20 protein-coding genes are annotated in these 20,797 nt (G+C 58.9%); 16 read left to right on the top strand and 4 right to left on the bottom strand.

What is annotated here, in order from left to right; all coding sequences use genetic code 11:
- Nucleotides 1-134: 134 nt before the first annotated feature.
- From RHIBUN_RS33805 to RHIBUN_RS0123530, 11 genes are all read left to right on the top strand, one after another.
- Complete coding sequence (locus RHIBUN_RS33805; RefSeq protein ID WP_025661442.1) at nt 135-1,061, top strand: HD domain-containing phosphohydrolase; 927 nt, start codon at nt 135-137, stop codon at nt 1,059-1,061.
- A gap of 525 nt (nt 1,062-1,586) precedes the next feature.
- Complete coding sequence (locus tag RHIBUN_RS0123580) at nt 1,587-2,690, top strand: DUF937 domain-containing protein (protein ID WP_025661441.1); 1,104 nt, start codon at nt 1,587-1,589, stop codon at nt 2,688-2,690.
- A gap of 39 nt (nt 2,691-2,729) precedes the next feature.
- A complete protein-coding gene (locus tag RHIBUN_RS0123575; protein WP_348625994.1) occupies nt 2,730-3,245 on the top strand; it encodes a hypothetical protein in 516 nt (171 codons plus the stop codon).
- 426 nt (nt 3,246-3,671) lie between these two features.
- A complete protein-coding gene (locus RHIBUN_RS0123570; protein ID WP_025661439.1) occupies nt 3,672-3,956 on the top strand; it encodes a hypothetical protein in 285 nt (94 codons plus the stop codon).
- Between the two features lie 280 nt (nt 3,957-4,236).
- Complete coding sequence (locus tag RHIBUN_RS35615) at nt 4,237-4,464, top strand: alkyl sulfatase dimerization domain-containing protein (RefSeq protein WP_245271710.1); 228 nt, start codon at nt 4,237-4,239, stop codon at nt 4,462-4,464.
- Between the two features lie 60 nt (nt 4,465-4,524).
- On the top strand, nt 4,525-5,487 hold the full coding sequence (locus RHIBUN_RS0123555) for an AraC family transcriptional regulator (RefSeq protein WP_025661438.1): 963 nt from the start codon (nt 4,525-4,527) through the stop codon (nt 5,485-5,487).
- A 114-nt stretch (nt 5,488-5,601) separates the two neighbouring features.
- The gene (locus RHIBUN_RS0123550; protein ID WP_025661437.1) at nt 5,602-6,255 is read left to right on the top strand and encodes a nitroreductase family protein; all 654 of its coding nucleotides are present in this window, start codon (nt 5,602-5,604) and stop codon (nt 6,253-6,255) included.
- A gap of 34 nt (nt 6,256-6,289) precedes the next feature.
- The gene (locus RHIBUN_RS0123545; protein WP_025661436.1) at nt 6,290-6,835 is read left to right on the top strand and encodes a carboxymuconolactone decarboxylase family protein; all 546 of its coding nucleotides are present in this window, start codon (nt 6,290-6,292) and stop codon (nt 6,833-6,835) included.
- A gap of 43 nt (nt 6,836-6,878) precedes the next feature.
- Entirely contained in the window at nt 6,879-7,535 is a 657-nt protein-coding gene (locus tag RHIBUN_RS0123540; protein ID WP_025661435.1) for an NAD(P)H-dependent oxidoreductase, read from the top strand.
- A gap of 85 nt (nt 7,536-7,620) precedes the next feature.
- Entirely contained in the window at nt 7,621-8,088 is a 468-nt protein-coding gene (locus RHIBUN_RS0123535) for a DUF3788 domain-containing protein (protein WP_025661434.1), read from the top strand.
- A gap of 184 nt (nt 8,089-8,272) precedes the next feature.
- Entirely contained in the window at nt 8,273-9,190 is a 918-nt protein-coding gene (locus tag RHIBUN_RS0123530) for an NADP-dependent oxidoreductase (RefSeq protein WP_025661433.1), read from the top strand.
- Between the two features lie 303 nt (nt 9,191-9,493).
- On the opposite strand, the gene RHIBUN_RS33795 is transcribed toward RHIBUN_RS0123530, so the two are convergent.
- The gene (locus RHIBUN_RS33795; protein ID WP_245271709.1) at nt 9,494-9,700 is read right to left on the bottom strand and encodes a type II toxin-antitoxin system RelE/ParE family toxin; all 207 of its coding nucleotides are present in this window, start codon (nt 9,698-9,700) and stop codon (nt 9,494-9,496) included.
- Entirely contained in the window at nt 9,688-9,969 is a 282-nt protein-coding gene (locus tag RHIBUN_RS0123520) for a CopG family ribbon-helix-helix protein (RefSeq protein ID WP_025661432.1), read from the bottom strand. Before RHIBUN_RS0123520 ends, RHIBUN_RS33795 begins: the two co-directional genes overlap by 13 nt.
- A 145-nt stretch (nt 9,970-10,114) precedes the next feature.
- Here RHIBUN_RS0123520 and RHIBUN_RS33790 point away from each other — a divergent pair, with 145 nt between their 5' ends.
- Complete coding sequence (locus RHIBUN_RS33790) at nt 10,115-13,021, top strand: winged helix-turn-helix domain-containing protein (RefSeq protein WP_037217449.1); 2,907 nt, start codon at nt 10,115-10,117, stop codon at nt 13,019-13,021.
- Here the strand turns inward: RHIBUN_RS33790 and RHIBUN_RS0123485 are convergent.
- Nucleotides 12,978-14,219: an MFS transporter gene (locus RHIBUN_RS0123485; protein WP_245271708.1), complete on the bottom strand. Its 1,242-nt coding sequence runs from the start codon at nt 14,217-14,219 to the stop codon at nt 12,978-12,980. The two genes, RHIBUN_RS33790 and RHIBUN_RS0123485, sit on opposite strands and share 44 nt — an antisense overlap.
- 173 nt (nt 14,220-14,392) lie before the next feature.
- On the opposite strand from RHIBUN_RS0123485, the gene RHIBUN_RS0123480 reads away from it, so the two are divergent.
- The 4 genes from RHIBUN_RS0123480 (at nt 14,393) to RHIBUN_RS0123465 (ending at nt 18,082) form a co-directional block, all read left to right on the top strand.
- Entirely contained in the window at nt 14,393-15,244 is an 852-nt protein-coding gene (locus tag RHIBUN_RS0123480) for a VOC family protein (protein WP_025661425.1), read from the top strand.
- 85 nt (nt 15,245-15,329) lie between these two features.
- On the top strand, nt 15,330-15,758 hold the full coding sequence (locus RHIBUN_RS0123475) for a putative quinol monooxygenase (RefSeq protein ID WP_025661424.1): 429 nt from the start codon (nt 15,330-15,332) through the stop codon (nt 15,756-15,758).
- A gap of 114 nt (nt 15,759-15,872) precedes the next feature.
- Complete coding sequence (locus tag RHIBUN_RS0123470) at nt 15,873-16,592, top strand: SDR family oxidoreductase (RefSeq protein WP_025661423.1); 720 nt, start codon at nt 15,873-15,875, stop codon at nt 16,590-16,592.
- Nucleotides 16,593-16,849: 257 nt separating this feature from the next.
- A complete protein-coding gene (locus RHIBUN_RS0123465; protein ID WP_025661422.1) occupies nt 16,850-18,082 on the top strand; it encodes an MFS transporter in 1,233 nt (410 codons plus the stop codon).
- Between the two features lie 669 nt (nt 18,083-18,751).
- Here RHIBUN_RS0123465 and RHIBUN_RS0123455 read toward each other — a convergent pair.
- A complete protein-coding gene (locus tag RHIBUN_RS0123455) occupies nt 18,752-20,623 on the bottom strand; it encodes a sigma 54-interacting transcriptional regulator (RefSeq protein WP_025661420.1) in 1,872 nt (623 codons plus the stop codon).
- Nucleotides 20,624-20,797 lie beyond the last annotated feature (174 nt).

The raw sequence follows: 20,797 nt of genomic DNA, 5'->3' as shown, positions 1-20,797 counted from the left end.
TGAATATCCTCTCGTTCCGGTCGGCTCAGCCTGCCGCAACCGCAGCTTTCTATCGAAACACGTAAAGGTTTTTTATTAGATATTAGATATACCCTTAAAAGGGGAAAAGTATCAGCAATGAGGAGTCGCTAAGCGTGATCTTGCGCATTCCGAAGTCTATGCTTCGCAAAGGAATGTTTATTGAATCGGTAGAATGCTCGGACTTGGAGTTCTCCGGCCGACGCTTTTTGTTGGAAACGGATTCCGCTCTGCATTCTATACTCGCCTCGTCGGCGGAAAACGTGTTGGTCAACCGGGTAAAGAGCAGGGTCGATTGTGGGTTACCGGTTTTCCGACAGGCGGACGAAGACCTCCAACCCAAGTCTATGCAGGAGCTGAACGAGCGCACGCGGATCCAGCACACTGTAGCTCAAGTTACCGGGATTTTGCGCGACGGCTTTGAAGATATCAAATTAGGAAAATTCGATATCGATCGATTCGCCCCCGCAGCCAGGCACATAGCCGCCTCCTTAAAGGCCTCGCCCCATCTATTGGTCGAGGTCACGCGGCTGAAGACCAAGGATGAGGGAACTTACGTGCACTCGCTCGCGGTCGGCGGGCTCATGACGGGGCTCGGCCACCTGTCGGGTCTGGAAGAGGAAACGATTAAAGAACTGACCCTAGCCGGCCTCTTACATGATCTTGGCAAGCTGATGATACCAAACGCTATCCTCAACAAGACCGGACAACTGACAGATGCGGAGCGCAAAGTCATACGCAGTCATCCCGAGCGCGGCTACATGCTCCTTAAACAATATCCGGAAGTCTCTGACCTGATTCTTGAAATCTGTCGATTTCACCATGAAGCCCTGGACGGAAGCGGCTATCCGCTTGGCCTTAGAGCCGATCAACTGAGTTTGCCTATTCGTATATGCACGGTGTGCGACGTGTTTGACGCCCTTACGAGCGTCCGCCCCTACAAACGCGCATGGAGCAACACGCAAGCGCTGAAGTGGATGTTCGATAGGGGGCACCTCTTCGACAAAAAGCTGATCCTGCGAATGGGCAGCCTATTTGATTGAATTCAGGAAGTCCCACGTCTTGCCGGGAGCGACTGACGGAATCGCCAGCCACTTTTGGGCTTCGAGCCTACCGTTGAACGACTTGCGGCGGGGCTATTGCAAGGGCGGCGCACCTGTTCTTCCCAGCGTCCCCTGAGCTTTCTGATCGACGCCATGTGACCTCCAACAGCTGTTGTCGATCAGGCGTGTATTTCGGCAGGTGCCAAGGATTATCCCGCCATGGGCCCTGCCCGTCACGATGATCGATGCGCTTTTCGAGGTGGCTGCGTGGGAGCCGATCAGGATGGTCTGCGTCGTTGGCTAGACCGCGTCGGATGGGTTCGCGCCCGACAATAGCCACCCAGAGACATACAACCTGGTGCAATATATCTTTAAATGCTAATAAAAGTAGATTGGAAATTCTGACAACCAAGTCTCGGGGCGAACTCCGAGAAGCGCGAATCGTTTGCCGCCCGTCACCAAGCCGTCGAGTAGATGGCTCGGTGAGAAAGGCAGTTATCAACGATATCTTGGGGAGGGACACCAATGGCCAGCAATCTTGTTTCGTATGTCATGCAGATGCTGACGCCTGATGTGATCGGGCGTATCGCGGCAGCTCTGGGGCTCGATAGCGGCAAGGTGCAGAACGCTGTGGGTGCTGCCGTGCCGGCAGTTCTAGCAGGGCTTGGGAGTATTGCCGCACAACCAGGTGGGGCACAGAAGATCGCCGACGCGGCCAGACAGCAGAGCGGATCGCTGGGTAATCTCGCTGGCATGCTCGCAGCGGGCGGCCCGGAATCGCTTGCCCAGAGCGGCTCGCAAATCATTTCGTCGGTGTTCGGCTCCAAAGATGGCGGAGCGCTTGCGAATGCCATAGGCAAGATTTCTGGTCTGGATCAGAGTGCAAGCGGGTCGTTGCTTGGAACCCTGGCGCCGCTTGTCATGGGAGGCCTCGCACAGCACAGCGGCGGCGATCTCAGCGCCAACGGCATCGCCGGATTGCTCGCGAGCCAGAAGGACAATATTGCCGCTGCATTGCCGTCGGGGATGAGCGAACTACTCGGCGGCGCTGGCCTGCTCGAGTCGCTCGGCGCTACGGCGCGAGCGACTACAGCGGCCGCCGGCCAATCAGCACGCAGCGCAGCCTCGTCCGTTTCCTCCATCAGCGGCGCCGGGCAACGCGCGGCCGCGAGCGAACCGCCCGCATCACGCAACTGGCTCTATTGGCTGGTTGCCGCCTTGGTTATTGCAGGCGTGCTTTTCTATCTGTTCGGCCGGCAGAGCCAGCCAGTTACTCCCCAGGTCGCCACGGGCGAGCAGAGCTTGACGGTCGGCGGAATCGACGTCGGCAAGCAGGTCAAGGACAGCCTTGCCAGCCTTCAAACGACGGTCACCGGAATAACCGACGCAGCCTCAGCCAACGCCGCCTTGCCAAAGCTGCAAGATGCAGGGAACCAACTCGACAAGGTCAGCGCCGTGCTGGGACAGCTTTCTGCTGGCCAGCGGGCCGCCCTTACGGCAATGGTAAGCCCGCTGATACCGACGCTCAACGGATTATTTGACAAGGTCTTGGCGATCCCTGGGGTCTCCGAGATCCTGAAGCCCACCATCGACACATTGAAGACGAAGCTCGCCGCCCTGTCCGCGTGACAGCTGCGAGATCGCCGACAATTATGCCGACGAAAACCAATGAGCAAGGGAGTGGCAGCCATGGCCGACAAGTCGACGTTCACCACAGACGAGTGGAAGACCCTTCTGCAGAGCGCGATGATGGCCGGCATCGCGGTGACTGCGGCGGAGCCGAGCGGTCTCTGGGGCACACTCAAGGAGAGCCTTGCAAGTAGTAGCGCGCTCTTGCAAGCCAAGACCGGCGACGCAAATCCACTGATCTTAGCGCTCGTCGGCGATTTCGAAACTTCGGAAGGACGCGACGCCGCGCGAGACGGATTGCAGGCGAAGCTCAAAGGCGCCAAACCCGACGAAATGAAGACCAAGTGCATCGAGGTGCTCAAGCAGGCCAGAGCGATCATCGAGGCCAAGGCTCCGGGCGATGCGGCGGCCGTCAAGGCCTGGCTATACCAGATCAGCCAGCGAGTGGCGGAGGCTTCCAAGGAGGGTGGCTTCATGGGCATAGGCGGCGTCGCCGTCAGCGACGCCGAGAAGGCGACACTTGCGGAGATATCTGCAGCGCTTCAAACGGGCTAGGCGTCGTCTGCTACGCGATTGACGGTTGCTGGCTGGAAGAAGAAGGAAGCCGCGCCGGACGTGCCGTCAGAGTGGCCCTGCAATCAATTGCACTTGCAATGATGAGCGAGCGGCGCCAGAGTTCAAAGCAACAACGCCGTAAACAATTGACTTCTTATAATTTTATGGAGGAGAGGGTGGGATTTGAACCCACGATACCCTTGTAGGTATGCCGCATTTCGAGTGCGTTGAAATTCGGCATTGGGCCAGACCCGAAGTGAGTTTCCGTTGCGCCGTTATCTCAATGTTGACTCCGGCACAAAAGAGAACATAATAAGAACATCCAAACATTAGGAGAGGATCACGGCCATGTCACACATGCCGGCCGGACAGCCGCGCGCTGAGCAAATTGCGGGAACCTACCGGACGCTACCCAGGAGGGCGACGATGGCCGAGGTTCACCCCCTTCTGATGGCGATCATAATCATGATGCCGAACCATCAAGTTTGGGGCCTCTATTCGGCTGACGTCTACGACATGGCTTCCGGTGGCCCGCTCGGCTACTTCGACATCGCGTTTGACCCACCCACACATCGCGCCTGCGGGTACTACAGTGCCGTCGGCTCCTCGGTTGTAATGCGCTCACCGCGGTGGTTCCAATGTGCTGGAGATATCAACGACGCCATGCGAACCTTCCATGCTCTGCTCAGGGAAGCTGGTCATGTCCACTGAGTGGGCGAAGCAACCGGAGTTCGATTTCGAGGTCGAAGCCGCTCTCGTTTTCCATGACGAAGATGCCAAGGTAACCATTCGTCACGCTCCACGGAGATATCAAACGTCTTCATGTGCAGTTGGCACTGGTGGAGACGACGAGCCGGGCATGACCCGCAGCCCGGAACCCAAGTTCGACCGGGAGCTTCGATGCACTAGACAGGACTAGACAGTCAGCAAAGCTGAGCTGGCGTCATGGTCGCGCGGCAATAACTCGCTCGATCGACCCCGCTCCCGCTCTGTGTGTTTTGTCCAACAAGCGGTCGTTGGTTCTCCTGCTACTCTCCACCAGCTACCGCCAACCGAAGCCGGCAAGCGTTATGTCGACTTCATGGGCGGTGCCGATAACGTGCTGCGACAGGCGAAGGAATCCTTCGATCAGGGCGACTATCGTTGGGTGGCTGAAGTCGTGAACCATGTCGTTTTCGCCGATGCCAGCAACGTCGCGGCCAAACCGCCGTCGATGTAGCGCGTACAGCCGTCGTTAGGATAGATAAGGTGCTTGAGCCTTTTAACTCCCTGAGGTCCAATGTCTGAAGTCGACTGGTTGAGCCATCTCCTGCAAATCATCACGGTCACAGGTCAGCTCGAGGTCCGCTGTGCCTACGGTGCGCCATGGCGCGTGGCCTGGAGCCGGGCGGCGGCGAACGAAATCCCCTATCACGTCATCGTCAAGGGGCGAGCCGTTTTCGAGGATCCCGAGACGAGAACAGCGAGGGAGCTGGTGAGCGGAGATATTGTGCTGCTACCTCACGGCGCGGCGCATGTGCTGCACGACGGTAGCGGGCAAACACCGATCCCCACTCAACAGCACCAAGGGGCCGCCGGTTGGATGCTGAGCGAAAATGACAGCCAGGGAGAGCGGCTCGATCTGTTGTGTGGCCGATTCTTCATTGCTGCGCCCCATGATAGATTGGTCCGCAACTACCTGCCCACAAACCTCGTAACGCGGGCTATGGACGGCGATGGAGATAGTGGTTCGGCTTCCAACCAACTGGCAAGTCTAGTGGGGCTAATGCGAATGGAATCGGCCGGCGACCGAGCAGGAGGGCGCGCGGTTCTCAATGCGCTTTCTTCGGCCCTGTTTACACTCGTGCTTCGCGCCGCGAGTGAGTCCGAGAAAGCTCCCGAAGGTCTGTTGGCCCTAGCCGGCCATCCGCGGCTGGCTCCAGCCATCGCTGCCATGCTTGGCGACCCGGCCCAAGCTTGGAAGCTCCCCGATCTCGCAGACTTGTGTGGCATGTCACGCGCTACGTTTATGCGACACTTTCAGGACAGGCTGGGTTGTTCGGCCCTCGATCTACTGACTGATCTGCGTATGAGCCTTGCAGCCAACGAGTTGAAAAAGCCTGCGATCAGCACCGAGGCCGTGGCCGAAACGGTCGGCTATCAATCCGTTTCGGCATTCCGGCGTGTCTTTGCCGAGAGAATGGGGATGACGCCCGGCGAATGGCGCAGACAGGCGCATGGCGGCGAGACGGGCGCGGGTTAGGAGAGACGCGCACGATTGATCCTTTCGAGCATCATATTGAGATAATTCAGTCTCGTTATTATCAAATTGGTCGGTAAATTGGGCTCCGCAATCACTTGATGAGGGAGCAACCCAATGAACTACATCAGCAACGCAGCCAACCAACCGACGCCGACGAATTCCGTCATCGAAACCATTCTGAGCCGTAGCGCTGCCAAATACTACGACACCACCGCCGCGCTGAGCGACGATCAGATCCGAGATCTGGTGCGGATCGGCACGTCCGCGCCGACATCGTTCCATTTGCAGAACTGGCGGTTTATTGCTGTCCGCACGCAAGGCGCAAAGGCCCGGCTACGTCCGATCGCCTGGAATCAGCCAGCGATCACCGAAGCCGCCGTCACATTCATTGTCATCGGTCGGTTGGCCGATGCGAGCACCGTCCCCGAGCGCCTCGCCCCGGTGGTGGAGGCCGGCATCATGCCGGCGCATCTGGTGCCGGAGTGGGAAGCACCCGCTCGCGGCCTCTATGACGATCAACCCCAGCGGCAGCGCGACGAAGCGGTACGTTCCGCTACTTTTGGCACCTCGGCGATCATCTATGCAGCTCGCTCCCTTGGCCTCGGTACGACGCCGATGATCGGCTTCGACGCAGAGGCCGTGCACAGCGAGTTCGGCCTGGCCGAAGACGAAATCCCGGTCATGCTTTTGACCGTAGGGCCGGAGCGTGCCGGCAACTGGCCGCAGAAGCCGCGCATGCCGGTGGCCGATGTCCTGACCTTCGCATGATTTGCAATCCAATCAAAAGCTTATGGAGATTTAGATGCCTAGAACCACTACCCTGACGCCGGAACAGGTTCCGGCCGAGTCGAAACCGACCCTCGATATGTTCACCAAAAGCATAGGGTTCACGCCCAACATGATGGCGGCCTTCGCGCAGAGCCCGATCGCGTTCAACGCCTGGGCCACTCTGCTCGGCTCCCTGAGCAAGGTGCTCGACGTGAAGACACGCGACAGCATCGGCCTCGCCGTTTCCGAGGTGAACGGTTGCAACTACTGTCTGACGGTTCACAGTTTCACCGCTGAACACATGGCCAAGTTGCCGGCCAGCGACATCATTCTCGCACGCAGGGGCCACGCCAACGATCCAAAGCGCGACGCCGCCGTCCAGTTTGCGCGCAACGTCATTGAGACCCGCGGACACGTTTCTGATGCCCATTTGAAAGCCGTCCGTGACGCCGGGTACACGGACGCGAACGCTATCGAGATTGTGGCACTGGTCGCCATGTACACGCTGACGAATTTCTTCAACAACGTCTTCGATCCCGAGAAGGATTTTCCCGCCGTGACGCCGGCCGGGTCGATCTGATCCTATCCCGTCGCAACTTGTCGAAGTCACTGGGAGCAATCACATGAACATCCTCCATATTGATAGCAGTCCGCGCCGACAATCGCATAGCCGTCAGCTTTCGGCGGCAGTCGTCGAAAGGCTTCTCGAAGTTGCACCCGGCGCAAGCGTCAGCCGGCGTGACCTGGGGACCGAACCCTTGCCTCACGCGGTGGCTGATTATGCGGTGGCGCTATCGACGCCGACCACGTTGGCGGCCCCTCCGAAAGGTTCACTCGATGTTTCGGAAGCGCTTATCCAGGAAGTCGAAGCAGCTGACGTGATTGTCATCGGAACGCCGATGCACAACTTCGCGATCCCTTCGGCCCTCAAGGCTTGGATCGATCAAATTCTGCGCGTCGGTCGCACAATGAAGTCGACACCCGCTGGGAAGGTGGGAATGCTCCGGGACCGTCCGGTCTTTATCGGTGTCGCCTCCGGAGCCATCTTTAGCGGTGAGCGAGCTAACCAGCCGGACTTTCTCACCCCCTATCTGTCGCTGGCACTCAGCTCCATTGGGCTGAAGACCCAGCAGTTTCTCCCCTTGCAGGCCACTGCGTTCCTGGACTGGAACGATGCGCCCTTGGCTAGAAAGAAAGTCCTCGCCGCTCTCGACCTCAGTGTGGTGAGGGAGCCTCGAGGCATGCGCAGCGGTCCTGCCGCCCTGTCGAGCACCGGTTGACCCTAACGCGATACGGCGCCGCAAGCCCCTGCACAGCTTCATCTTAACCCCTCCGGCCTGCCGGACTACAATAACGAGCCTTCAGATGATTTTACCAACCACCATGCTTCCGCAGATCGGCGACAGGATCACCGATCATTCAGCGCCGCCAGACGAAAGCGCAATTCGAGAATGGATCGGACCGCAGGCATTCGGACATTGGGCCGAACTGCGCAGTTGGATCGACGAGTTCTATCCTGCTGTTTTCGAGCCGGACTGGCTCTACGGTGGCAGGAACCGCGGTTGGTCGTTGCGCTACAAGAAAACCAAGGCGTTCACCACGCTGGTGCCGGAATACCGGCGGTTTTCGGCTGTCGTGGTCATGGGCGGAGCGGAACGAGAGAAGTTTGAGGAGCGGCGTTATGTTTGGCGACCGCACCTGGTCAAGTGCTACGATGAGGCCAAAACATACGTCGACGGGAAATGGCTGACCCTTGCCATCTCATCGACAGATGATCTTGACGATGTAACTGCGCTTCTAACGATGAAGCGCCCGCCACCATCGCGCGGTTGAATGTCATCCCGGATTCACGGCGCTGCGGCTCCATCGAACTCGGGCGGCGATCTCTTCGACATCGCACACAAACTCGAGTCACGGTCGGCGGGGAAGCGAACCGACAGCCTCTTGTGTGCGAGATCGAATAGTCTCTCGCGAGAAATTTAGTCTGAAGCAACAAATGTCTGAGGAGATTAATCCCATGAAAGCGATCATAGCAACTGATCAAGCCGCGGGAACGGCCGGCATGAAGCTGGTGGAGCGGCCAGAGCCGCAGGCGGCGATAAACGACGTCATCGTTGAGGTTCATGCGGCGGGATTCGTCCCTACAGAACTGACCTGGCCCTCGACCTGGGTCGACCGGGTTGGCCGCGAGCGAACACCATCGGTCCCCGGGCATGAGCTGGCCGGGGTGGTCACCGCTCTGGGCTATGGCACGACCGGACTGTCGGTGGGGCAGCGGGTGTTCGGCCTCACGGATTGGTATCGCGACGGGACCTTAGGGGAATACGTGGCTGTCGAGGCGCGCAACCTCGCGCCGCTGCCAGGCGAAGTCGATTTCGCGGTGGGCGCGAGCTTGCCAATCTCGGCCCTGACCGCATGGCAGGGATTGTTTCAGCACGGCCGTCTTCAGGCTGGCCAGAGCATCCTCGTACACGGTGCCGCCGGCGCAGTTGGCGCGATTGCAGTGCAGCTAGCACGCGACTTCGGTGCTTATGTTATTGGCACCGGGCGCTCCGCCGACCGTCAGAAGGCTCTCGAATTCGGCGCCCAAGAGTTCGTGGATCTTCAAAATGATGTCCTCGAAGACGTCGGTGGCGTCGATCTGGTGTATGATGTCATTGGCGGCGATATTGGAAAGCGTTCTGCGGGCCTCATACGCGCCGGAGGAACGCTGGTGTCCATTGTTGGGCCAGTAGAGGCGCGGCCCGCCGACGGTCTGGCAATCGACTTCGTCGTTGAATCCAATCGTTCCCAGCTGGACGAAATCGTTCAGCGGGTACGGGACGGACGCCTGCGGACGAACATCGGCAACATCTCTACACTCGATAGCGCTATTGCCACCTTTAACTCGACCGAGCGGCGCACTGGGAAGACGATCATCCGAATTCGTCCATGATCGGTATCGATACAATACATCGAGCGGCCTGATAGTAAGCGCGGTCCTCGACCTGATCTTTTTCGGCCGGTGCAACAACTCCGGCCGACACACGCGAGCGAGATTTCCGGGCCGCCCACGGGCGGCCACTGTCCTCTTGATGAGCATCGGACCGGCGACCCGCTTTGTCGCACAAAGGTTTTAGCTGCACGAGCGGAAAACCGATCACTACAATGCCATCAGAAGACAACCTCTTTCTGATGGCGCAGGGCGAGGACCGTCAAATAATTCTCATCGATACGGTAGCGTGCAATATATCCGCTGTCACCGAATTTCCATGAGCCATTCCCGATACTGATCGGGCAGATCTTCAATGAGCCCACCCATGTAGGGATGCGCGCCAAGCGCCCGTAGACTTTGGATAATAGCTTCGCCCGCTCGCTTGGCCGCTAACGGGGTTTTCCGTTGCAAGAACTCCCGAAGTCTCTCGAGATCACGAATGGAGGCCGGAGAGAAGATTATTTGTGGCATCCGGGCGCAGCGCGCTGCTTGTCGTCGGCTCCCCACGTCGAAAGCCATTTTTCGACCTCATCGGCTGTCACATGCAGGCTGGTCGCCTGAAATTCATCCCAGGCCTTCAGGGTCTCACCGCGCAGCGCCTCCCGCTTCTCTTCACGTTCCACGTATTGCTCAATTGCTTCGCGCATGATCCAGTGGGACGAACGGCGACGGACTTCGGCCAAGTGTTGGACGCGGCCTTTTAACTCGTCATCGAGCTTTAGCGAGGTAGGTGATGCCATGTCAGCTCCTTAGTCAAAGGCAATACCCGCCGCTACTATAGGTTGCTTCGTTGCTCCTGTCTATAATCTCGCAGCAGGAGCGACTTCGTGAAACGATAGTCCCCGTATTGAAAGGCTTTGCATTTTTTCGCCCGGAGCTTTGGCCGTGCTTTCTTATTCATTTGGTCCATATGTGCTTGTACCGGAACGCCAGTCGCTGATGCGGGATCAGACGGCCGTCCGTATCGGTAGCCGCGCTCTGGAAATTTTGGTGGCTCTGATCGAGCGACCTGGTGAACTGGTGAGCAAGGCTGAGCTGGTGTCGCGGGCCTGGCCGGATACATTCGTCGAGGAAAGCAATCTCAAGGTGAACGTTGCGGCACTTCGTCGGGTGCTTGGGGACGCCCCCGACGGCACGCAATACATAGCGACGGTGAGCGGCCGCGGCTATCAGTTCGTGTTTCCCGTGCATATTTCCGGGCACAGTGGCGCCTCCGGTATCGCGACGTCGGCCCGCAAGCATAACCTGCCGGTTTCAGCGACCCGCTTGGTGGGAAGAGATCCTGCCGTTGATGCGATCGGGCGTGCCCTTGAGGGCTCGCGCCTCGTGACGATCGTCGGCCCGGGTGGCGTCGGCAAGACGAGGTTGGCGCTCGCAATCGCTGACCGACTGACCACAGCTTATGAACATGGCGTCTGGTTCGTTGATCTGGCGACTGTGAACGATGCTACTCTCGTACCGACGTCGATCGCCACGGCGATCGGATTGAGGGTTCACTCGGCAAATATCAAAGCTGCGATCGCCGCCTTCGCGACCGACCGGGATTTCATGCTTGTCCTCGACAATTGTGAACATGTTGTCGAAGCGGTGGCTGCTTGCGCAGACGCGTTTCTGGCTGCTGCAGCAAGGGTGCGAATTCTGGCGACAAGCCGAGAACCAATACGGGTTCTTGGAGAACAGATCCATCGCCTGCCGCCGCTCGAAACCCCTCCGGAGGCGTCCAAACTTTCTGCAGCCGGGGCTTTGGCGTTCCCAGCTGTCGAGCTCTTTGTCGAGCGCGCAGTTGGAAGTCGCAACGAGTTCAAGCTCAGCGACGAGAACGCACCAATCGTTGCCGAGATCTGCCGCAAGCTCGATGGTCTGGCACTCGCGATCGAACTTGCAGCACCTCGACTGGATGCGTTCAGTACACACGAACTTCTCGATATTCTTTCCGATCAATCTCATGTGTTGAGCGATAGGCGCGGCCGTGATCCTCGCCACCATACCTTGGCTGCGACGCTGGACTGGAGTTACGGACTGCTCGTCGAGCCTGAGCGCGTCCTGTTGCGACGCCTCTCCGTCTTTGCCGGCGCCTTCAGTCTCGAATCCGCTTGCGCGGTTGCGGTCGACGAAGGTCGCCCCCGCTCTGAATGCATTCACGCTGTCGCGAACCTCGTTGCGAAGTCGCTGGTCTCGACGGAGAGGGGAGAGTTCGGGACGCAGTACAGATTGCTCGATACGACACGCAGATATGCGCTGCAGAAACTTGCCGAAAGCGGCGAAAGCGACAGCATGCGTCAACGCCACGCCGAACATCTCCTCGAACTCGCCAAACGCGCCGAGGCCGAATGGAAAATTCGGCCGACCGCCGACTGGCTCGCCGAGTACGGGCGGAAGATGGATGATATCCGCAGTGCTTTGGGCTGGGCGTTCTCCGGGAACCGCAGCGGTGCCATCGGCGTAGCGCTCACAGTAGCGGCTCTTCCCTTCTGGGAGCATCTATCGCTCGTGGAAGAGTGTCGCGCGGGGGTGGAACACGCTCTTGGCAGTCGCTTTGCCAATTTCCGCAATGCGGGCGACGAAATGAAGCTGCAATTTGCCTGTGGAACCACGCTGCTTCATACGCGGGGGCCCCTCCCCGAGGTCAAGGCAGCCTGGACGGCAGCGCTCGGTTGCGCCGAGTCACTCCGTGACACCGACTACGCGCTCAGATGTCTCTGGGGGTTGTGCGACTATTTCACATGGACGGGCGACCATCGCGCCGCCCTGGCGATGGCGGAAAAGATCCGAGAGCTGGCAACCGATCGCGGCGATCTCGACGCACGCAATAACGTCGACAGGCAGGCGGGAACTGCCCTGCGTTACCTCGGCGAGCTTGCCGACGCACAGCATCACCTTGAACGCATGATAGGCAGATACATTCCTCCCGTGACTCGCTCGGACACTGCGCGGTTTCAATTGGACCCGCGATCTGCGGCGCGGGGCACCCTTGCAAACGTTACCTGGCTACAGGGACATCCCGACAAGGCGGTTGCCATGGCACAGCGCCAGTTGGAAGAGGCGCGCGCCGCGCAACATGCCCTCGCGCTCTGCAATGCCGTCGTCCACACGGCCTGCCCTATCGCGCTGCTGACGGGAGACCTTGCTGCCGCTGAGCGCCTGCTTGTCGCCATCGAAGCTCATGTCGCCGAACACGCCATGACGGTTTGGAGTGCCATGGGCCGCTGCTTGCGCGCGGAGTGGCTTCTGCAGAGCGGCGACGCATCTGGACTGGCAGTCTTGAGAGGCGCGCTTGATGAGCTTCTCGCTGTGGACTTCCGCATGCGGTGCCCATTTTACATCGGCGTTTATGCTGCGGATCTGGGAAAATATGGAGACGTCGAAGCGGGGCGCATGGCAATCGACGAGGCCCTCGCACTTTCGGCTTCGACCGGCGAAATTTGGTGCATGCCTGAACTGTTGCGCATAAAGGCGGATTTGTTGGGCAAGGAGGGCGACCACCGGACCGACAACCCCGTCGAGGCGCTTTATGTGCAAGCAATCGATCTGGCGCGCCGGCAGGGCGCGCTGTCATGGGAGTTGCGCGCGGCGACGGCTCTGGCCGAGCATTGGCTTCGAACGGATCAAAACATCAAGGCCGCAGGAGTTTTGGCGCCCGTCTACGGGCGCTTCAACGACGGGTTCGCGACCCGTGATCTTGTTAGAGCTCGCGAGCTCCTCATTGTATTGAAGGACGTCGGCAGGAGGCGTGCGGCCGCTGTCCCTGTCACTCGGCGCGCAAAGCGTACTCAGTCTGCTCCCGAGCAGTAAGCGATCGCGTACGACCATCCAAAATCAGAAGCACCGGAGCGATCGCCGCAATGACAGCAAAGATCGTGAAAGCCTCAAGGTAGTGGGTGCCTTCGGCCGCCATGATATGCAATGAGGCCGGTCCGAGGCCCGCGCCAAACGTCAAAGCCATGTAGTTGATGCCGAAGAGCTTACCGAAGCTGCGCATTCCGAAGCGTTTGGCCAGGAGGTAACCGATCGCGTCACCTTCCGCTCCGGTGGCAAGGCCGAAAAAGACGGCACTGACATAGACTGGGATGAGACCCTCCGAGCTCAATAAAATGAGGTGACCGACAGCGGGCGACAAAAACGCCAGGCTGGTCAATGGCACCGGCGGCAATCTGTCGAGCAACGCCCCATAGCCGAGGCGCATGGCGATGAAAGCGAGGCCCACAAGGCTCATGACAAAAGCTGCATTCGCCGGATCGGCGCCGCGATCCGCCAAAACGACAGGGAGTGAAATCGATCCGGCCGCAGCAGCGAAGTAATTGAAAAAGAAGGCGGCCAGCATCAGCCAGAAGCTGGCGGTTTCCACCGCCTGGCGAACAGTGTGGCCCTCGCCCCCTGAACCCACGACCTCCCGACGTGCAGGTGGGTCGCGAACAACGAAAAGCGCGACGGGTAGCGTAGCCGCCATGGACACCAGACCGGCAGCCACAAAGGCAAAGCGCCAGCCCCACACGGAAATCAGGAATGCGAGGAAGGGAGGAACCGTCGCGATCCCAAGTCCAACGAAGGCAAGCATGGCCCCCAATGCGAGACCGCGTCGTGAGGAGAACCATCCGACGATCATATAGGTATAGGGCACGCCGGTCTGCGCGGCGCCCATGAGGCTCGCCACAACGACGGCCACGATGAATGTCTCCAGGCTATTTGGCGCGATTCCCGCACCAACAAGGCCGATCGCCATCGACACGGATGAAACAACAAGCACCCGACGCGGACCGAACCGATCCGTTAGTGCACCCACTACAGGCGACATGAGACCGTTTACGATGGCTATCGGTGCGACCACGGCGGCCACCACTGTCCGATCCCACTGAGTATCCGCGGTGATCGGTACAATGAAAACGCTAAAGCCATAGATCAGCACGATCCCGATGCTGAAATACATCCCCACGCCTGCACCCAACACGATCGCAATCCGTCTGGTTCGCCCCGCCGTCCTGTCCATACCCATGTGAGCCTTTGGTTGGTGCCGCTCCCGGAGACCGCAGTCCGCCCACAGGCGTTGATATCGTTACTGACGGGATTGCGGCTCGGTTCACCGAATTTCCCCGATCTTAACCAGCCTCGCAAGCGCATCCGCGTTAGAATTTTCGCAATCACCCCAACGAACCACGGGAGCTAACGATGTCGCGCACGCCAAAGACTTCTATCCAACCGGACGACCCGGATCGCCGAGCTGTTCTTTGCGCTGCGGGAGGCGTTGCTCTCGGCGGAATTGCCGCCGCCCTCGGCGGTAGCGCCACTGCCTTCGCGGAGGAAACGCCGGCAGCAACCCGCGCCACGGGTTCGCTAGGCGCCCGGCTCCAGGGTGTGCAGCATTTCGGCCTCACCGTACAAAACATGGAACGCGCTTATGAGTTCTACACGGCAGTGCTCGGCGGAACCGAAGTCTTCCGCCACGGCGATTTCCAAGGCGACGCGGTCCAGAATACGCTTCTGGCCGACCAGGAAATTCTCGCCAATCAACTCGGCGTAAATCCACGGACAATCGGCGTTCCCGATCTCAGAGGAGGCACCCAACGCCTCGACGTGCGGTTCATTCAGTTCGATAATGTCGTAATCGAACTGTTGCAGTATCGCGATGCCGACCAGCCGATGGGCGGCCCGAAGGCTTTCGCCGAACCGCTGGAGCACATGAGCCCGGCCTTCCCGCGAATGATGCACATCTGCTTCCATGTCGGAGACGATGTCGACTTCAATCAGTTCATCGCCGATCTCGAGGCGGAGGCCGCACGACGCGGAATGACGCAGGTACGAGCAAATCGCATCATTCGCGTTTCGACCGAAGAGGAGCGAAAGGCGGCTCCTTTGAGTGCTAACACCAACAAGGTGACCGTCGCGCCATCAGACGGATGGGAACTGATCTATTGCAAAGGCCCGGAGGGGGAACAACTGGAGTTTGTGAAGGCGCTCGGACCGGTGAAAAAGCGGTTTGCCGACGCGCTGGCAGCGCATCTGCAACTCGCCGCGAAGTAGACCCAAAAGGCATCGACATCACTTCTCAAACCGGTCCCGGCTTGGTCAGCGGCCACTGCGATGGGGCGAGATAGGGAGATATGACATGATCAGAACATTGCGGCTGCAAACCTCGGCTATTCTGCTTGGTGGCCTGCTCGCGGGAACAGTTCTCCAAACGGAAGCGCTCGCACAGGAAGGTCCGGGACAGGGCTATGCCAAAATTGCCAGCGGAGCTTACTCGGTCGTTGCCGAGGTCCGTGCCAAACCGGGCAAGGAGACCGAACTGAGAGCCATCACGCTTCCGCTCATCGACCTCGTGCGTAGCGATCCTGCAAACCTCGTCTATTTCCTGCAGGAGAGCCGAGAGACCCCCGGCCACTTTATCTTCTACGAGATATTTGCCAACGAAACCGACTTCGAGGCCCATAACGCAATGCCTTATGTGAAGGAGTGGTTTGCCAAGCTGCCAGAACTCGCCGACGGGGGCGTGAAGGTGATGCGAATGCAAATTCTGGCGCCGGCCAGCGACTAGTAGGCCTGACAAGAACCACACGTAGGCGAATGAAGGCAATCGCGAATTGCGGGGAGAACACACCCGCCCCGCACACGCCTCCGCCTACGAGACCGTCAGACCGGGAGTTGCGATATGAGACTCAAAGGCAAGGTCGCATTGGTCACGGGAGCCGCTGGTGGTATTGGCTTCGCCGTGGCGGAACTCTTCGATAACGAGGGCGCCATCGTCGTCGCGGGCGACATCAAGCCGCCCGAGCAACCATACCCCGAAGGGGTTGAAGCGGTGACACTTGATGTCACCAGCGAAGAGCAATGGGCAACCGTCGTTAGCGCGATCCTCCGGAAGCATGGCCGCCTGGACGTGCTGGTCAATAACGCTGGCATTATCGCTTACGAACCCCTGGACAAGTTGGAAATGAAGGACTGGCTGAAGATGATCGCCGTCGACCAGACCGGCGTTTTCCTCGGCATGCGTGAAGCAGTTCGTGTGATGCGCAAGCAGCAGGCGGGTTCGATCGTCAACATCTCCTCGATATGGGGCAGTGCGGCAGTTGCAGGTGCGCACTCCTACCATGCCGCCAAGGGTGCTGTCCGCAACATGTCCAAAAACGCAGCGATAACGTTCGTATCCGACGGCATCAGGGTCAACTCCGTACATCCGGGCTTCATACATACGCCGTTGACGGACAAGCAGGCGCCAGAACTCAACGATGCCGTCATCGCCATGACTCCGATGAAACGCGGCGGCAAGCCGATCGAGATTGCATATGGCTGTCTGTACTTGGCTTCCGAAGAGGCAAGCTACGTGACCGGCATCGAATTGAATATCGACGGGGGGTATCTCGCCCAGTAGCGCGAGGGGAATTGCGGCCCACAAAAAGGCCCTGTCTTGCAAGCCGCTCCAGGCGCGGCCGGCAATCGCAGCACCGCGTAGGATCGCTCACGGGATGGCTGCAGCACATTTTTGCGGAGCTAAGCGTCATTTAACAATCGTGATGCCTTCTCAGCAGTAAGGCTCTCGGTAGCGGCACACTTGATCGGCTGCTGCAATTCCCAATGAAGCAAACCGCGTCGAGACAAGGCAGTCACCTCAAATCAACGGAGGCCAAAATGCTCAGTAAAGCCTTTGAAGCCCAATGCGCCGCAGTAAACGTTCACTGTACTGACCAGCGACAACGGCAGAAAGCCGGCCTCACTCTCTTCGCTCTTGCGCTCGGAAGCTTCTGTATTGGCACATCCGAATTCGCGAGTATGGGAATTCTGCAGCTGTTCTCGGCGAGTTTGCAGATCGATCTGCCGGCCGCCACGAACGCAATAACAGCATACGCATTCGGTGTCGTGATCGGTGCGCCCCTCGTCACGCTGGCCGCGGCTCATCTTAACCGTAGAACTTTACTTCTGTTGCTTATGACTGTCTTCGTGTGCGGAAACATCCTCTCCGCCTTGGCGACAGGCCTCGGCACGCTTGCGATGGCTCGCTTTATCAGTGGCGTGCCTCAAGGCGCCTACTTCGGGGCGGGGGCGGTCGTGGCATCATATATTGTCGGCCCGGGACATGGTGGGAAGGCGTTCGCCCTCGTGATGAGCGGCCTGACGATTGCCACGATCGTCGGATCACCCCTCGCCACCTTCCTCGGCCAAAACCTGGGGTGGAGGAATACCTACTTTGCCGTTGCAGCTCTCGGTGTGCTGTCCGCCGCTGCGTTGTGGCTATGGCTCCCCAGGACGAATGCCTTGAATGGCGGTTCAATCGTCCGAGAACTAAGTTCGCTCGGCAAACCGGCGGTCTGGTGGATGATGCTGGTGGCAGCGCTGGGCGTATCGAGTATCTTTGCCGTCTATACTTTCATCGGCCCTTTCGTGACCGATGTCGTTTCCATGAGCCCGGGATGGATCCCGATCGCTCTCGCCCTGTTCGGCATCGGCATGACGGCAGGAAACCTTCTTGGCGGCAGAATTGCTGACCTACACCCGGCACGCGGCATCTTGGTGGGCTTCGGGAGCGCCGTGATCGTACTCGCGATCGTTGCCAGCTTCGGCTCCAATGCCTCCACGCTTTTCGTCGGGCTTTTCTGCGTTGGGGCAACCATGATGACAGCAATACCCACGATCCAGGTCCGCCTTACGCGGCTTGCGCCGGAAGCCCCAACTTTGATGGGTGCCATGAACCTGGCCGCTCTCAACGTCGCAAATGCCATCGGCGCCTGGGCCGGTGGGCTGGCCATCGGCAGCGGCTTGGGTTTGCTCTCTGCGGTATGGGCAGGGTTTTGCCTCACCCTGCTGGGACTTGGCGCATTCGCACTTGTCCTGCGCGGCAGTCCGCGCATGGCTCCCGCGCAATGAGCAGTGACATTCAAGCAAGCACAAAGCTCGTCAGCAGCACCCACGACGAGCATGAGGCCATCGTCTATCCCTTGGTGTTGGATTTTCGTTGCCCTGGTGAGTAAATCTCCGTGAACCGCTCTCCTGTCGCTGGACCGACCCCCATTGTTATCGAAACCTCGGAAGTCTCAAGAATGATCGGGGCTGAAGACTGAAGCGAAATTCTCACGCGCTAACTCCACAAGGCCGATATTGGAACAGCGGACAAACGTTCTCCGAAAGGGATCACCTTCTGGTGGTCATACAAGACCATGCTCGAAACAAACCGTTCTCCGGATGCTTCGGCCAGAATTCGCAATCCCGAAAAATCGGAATTAGAGACGGATGCTGCCGCTTTGACGAGCAGTCGCCTCGCGGCATTGGATAATTTCCGCCTTGTACATGATGTCGCGCGAAAGGTTTCATGTTTTGCGGCCGCCTCCGGCCTATCGCTACATCCAAAATCAACGATGGACGCCTTGAAGGGATCCGAACCTCGTACCTTGTTGTTTCCGGAGCCACGACACTGATTTTCATCGAGGATCTCGGTTCGATCGAAATTCCGAGCCGAGCCAAGCTTAAGCACCTTTCCAAGCAAACAAAAGGTCGCCGAATCCCCAAACAATGACGCCTACCGCACCCGTCTCACGTCTACCGGACGTGTTTGTAGACTGTAGTCCGCGACAAACCAAGCTCATGCGCAGTTCGCAAGATATTGCCTCCGGTCCGCCGATGGACTGTTCTGATCTCCCTGCAGCGGGCAGAGTTGAGCGGGCTATCCCTGCATTCGTCACAGCAGTCGTTTAAGGTAACCGAGGCGGCCAGGGGTTCCTGGAAACACTCTTCGTCCACATACTCGCCCCGGTGTCGAACCAGCGCACGCTGCAAAACGGTGCGAAGTTCGCGGATGTTGCCCGGCCATTTGCGACGCTGGAGCTTTGCAATCGCAGCGTCTGTGACTGGTAAACCCGGTGCCAGGTTCTCCATGAGATTGCGTACAATCGTGGCGAAATCGCTGCGCGCCGCGAGTGGCGGTAGATCGACGCTGAACGCATTCAATCTGTAGAAAAGGTCCGCACGAAATAGCCGTTGTTCGACCATCTCTTCGATACTGCGATTGGTGGCAGAGACAATCTGGACATCGACCTTGTCAACCTTGTGCGCACCGACCGGACGGACCTCCATGTTGTCGAGAAAGCGAAGTAGAGATGTCTGCGCGGCAAGTGGTATGTCGGCCACTTCGTCCAAAAATAGCGTTCCTCGATGGGCTGCGCGCGCAAGTCCGGGCGCTCCCTTCATGCGGGAATTGGTGAACGCCCCTTGCTCGTGCCCGAAAATTTCGGAGATGAAGAGTTCCTCCGGAACGGCCCCGCAGTTGACGGGCACGAACTCACCTTTTCGCTCGCTCAGTTTATGAATATGCCGCGCCATCAACTCCTTTCCCGTTCCCGTCTCTCCGGTGACATGGATGGGCATCCCGAGACTGACCGCATCCGCCAGTTCCGCGAGCAACTTCGAGATGGAGTTGTCCTCGCACACGAAGTCGGGAGCGTCGGCTTTTGATATCAACACGGGAACGAAGGCCCTTTGAGAGCCTCTCAATTCAGCAACGTTGCTCCGTTGGGCAATCTGTCGACAGGCCATGAAGAGCCCGCTGCCTGTCAGATCACGAATTCGGATAACCCCTCCACTCAACAGCCCGTCCAAAGCCCCATGGAAGCCTGCTTCGAAAAGCGAGTCGAAATGGGTCCCGAGCAACGCCGGGAGCCCCGCCAAAAGCGCCTGTCCTGATCGGTTGATAGAAGTGACATCTCCTGAGGGCGATACCGAGATCAATCCTGCGGACAATGTACCCAAGTATTCCGCCCGAGGATGAAACGCAAAAACGAAACTGTCCGCGGATTCCTGAAAGACGAGACCGTTCTCGATCTGAGCGGCCGCCATCCTTACAAGGGCGTGCGTGTGCTCCTGGCGTGCATCATGCGCACACGATGCGTCGAGAAGCCCGAGCATCTCACCACGGCAATTGAAAATCGGCGCAGCCATACAGCTGAGATGCCCGTGGGATGCGAAATAGTGCTCCCGCCCGTAAACGGCAGTAGGCTTTGACGTCAACGTTGCCAGGCCCAACGCATTCGTTCCCCGCTCGTTTTCGTGCCAACCACTGCCGGGAATGATCGCTCGGCCCGCAGCGCTCTGGGCAAACTCGTGGTCGCTGATCGTATCGAGCACGATCCCGTCCCTGTCAGCGAGAGCGATGATGAAGTTCGATCCGGCGATCTGCGAGTGTAGTAGCCGCATCTCTGCGAGTGCCAACTGACGCAACGGGGCGGCTGCTTCCCGTCGTCTCTTTACATCGGAGAATGGAAGCACATTCGCAACAGGGTCGGCGCGAGGATCTAGCCCGGCATCGCGGCACCTCTGCCAGCTATCAGCGACGATCAGCTGGAGCGACCCCGCGGGTACACGATCTCCCCTTTCCAAGGCACTTCTTGCTCGATCCATTCCTGAAAGATGTGACATAGCTCCTCCTCATGCATCAACGCATTTGCGTTGGACCTCAAGTGGCCAGAAACTGAACAGATGACACGCCGTCTGCGTTCATCCTGCGAACAACCTGCCGCCAACCGAATGTTGGTAACCAACTGAAAAAACGACATTCTTTCATCTGGAACGCCGTTTGCTCCCATGTCTGGT

The sequence above is a fragment of the Rhizobium sp. IBUN genome (assembly GCF_000510625.1).
GTDB lineage: Bacteria > Pseudomonadota > Alphaproteobacteria > Rhizobiales > Rhizobiaceae > Rhizobium > Rhizobium altiplani.
The sequence above is the reverse complement of the archived record's forward strand: the minus strand, read 5'-3'. Positions and strand labels throughout refer to the sequence as shown.

What these genes read in the sequence shown, in the direction of transcription:
- RHIBUN_RS0123580 (WP_025661441.1), top strand. Translation starts at nt 1,587, where the DNA reads ATGGCCAGCAATCTTGTTTCGTATGTCATGCAGATGCTGACGCCTGAT.
- RHIBUN_RS0123575 (WP_348625994.1), top strand. Translation starts at nt 2,730, where the DNA reads ATGAGCAAGGGAGTGGCAGCCATGGCCGACAAGTCGACGTTCACCACA.
- RHIBUN_RS0123570 (WP_025661439.1), top strand. Translation starts at nt 3,672, where the DNA reads ATGGCCGAGGTTCACCCCCTTCTGATGGCGATCATAATCATGATGCCG.
- RHIBUN_RS0123555 (WP_025661438.1), top strand. Translation starts at nt 4,525, where the DNA reads ATGTCTGAAGTCGACTGGTTGAGCCATCTCCTGCAAATCATCACGGTC.
- RHIBUN_RS0123550 (WP_025661437.1), top strand. Translation starts at nt 5,602, where the DNA reads ATGAACTACATCAGCAACGCAGCCAACCAACCGACGCCGACGAATTCC.
- RHIBUN_RS0123545 (WP_025661436.1), top strand. Translation starts at nt 6,290, where the DNA reads ATGCCTAGAACCACTACCCTGACGCCGGAACAGGTTCCGGCCGAGTCG.
- RHIBUN_RS0123540 (WP_025661435.1), top strand. Translation starts at nt 6,879, where the DNA reads ATGAACATCCTCCATATTGATAGCAGTCCGCGCCGACAATCGCATAGC.
- RHIBUN_RS0123535 (WP_025661434.1), top strand. Translation starts at nt 7,621, where the DNA reads ATGATTTTACCAACCACCATGCTTCCGCAGATCGGCGACAGGATCACC.
- RHIBUN_RS0123530 (WP_025661433.1), top strand. Translation starts at nt 8,273, where the DNA reads ATGAAAGCGATCATAGCAACTGATCAAGCCGCGGGAACGGCCGGCATG.
- RHIBUN_RS33795 (WP_245271709.1), bottom strand. Translation starts at nt 9,700, where the DNA reads ATGCCACAAATAATCTTCTCTCCGGCCTCCATTCGTGATCTCGAGAGA.
- RHIBUN_RS0123520 (WP_025661432.1), bottom strand. Translation starts at nt 9,969, where the DNA reads ATGGCATCACCTACCTCGCTAAAGCTCGATGACGAGTTAAAAGGCCGC.
- RHIBUN_RS0123485 (WP_245271708.1), bottom strand. Translation starts at nt 14,219, where the DNA reads ATGGGTATGGACAGGACGGCGGGGCGAACCAGACGGATTGCGATCGTG.
- RHIBUN_RS0123480 (WP_025661425.1), top strand. Translation starts at nt 14,393, where the DNA reads ATGTCGCGCACGCCAAAGACTTCTATCCAACCGGACGACCCGGATCGC.
- RHIBUN_RS0123475 (WP_025661424.1), top strand. Translation starts at nt 15,330, where the DNA reads ATGATCAGAACATTGCGGCTGCAAACCTCGGCTATTCTGCTTGGTGGC.
- RHIBUN_RS0123470 (WP_025661423.1), top strand. Translation starts at nt 15,873, where the DNA reads ATGAGACTCAAAGGCAAGGTCGCATTGGTCACGGGAGCCGCTGGTGGT.
- RHIBUN_RS0123465 (WP_025661422.1), top strand. Translation starts at nt 16,850, where the DNA reads ATGCTCAGTAAAGCCTTTGAAGCCCAATGCGCCGCAGTAAACGTTCAC.
- RHIBUN_RS0123455 (WP_025661420.1), bottom strand. Translation starts at nt 20,623, where the DNA reads ATGTCACATCTTTCAGGAATGGATCGAGCAAGAAGTGCCTTGGAAAGG.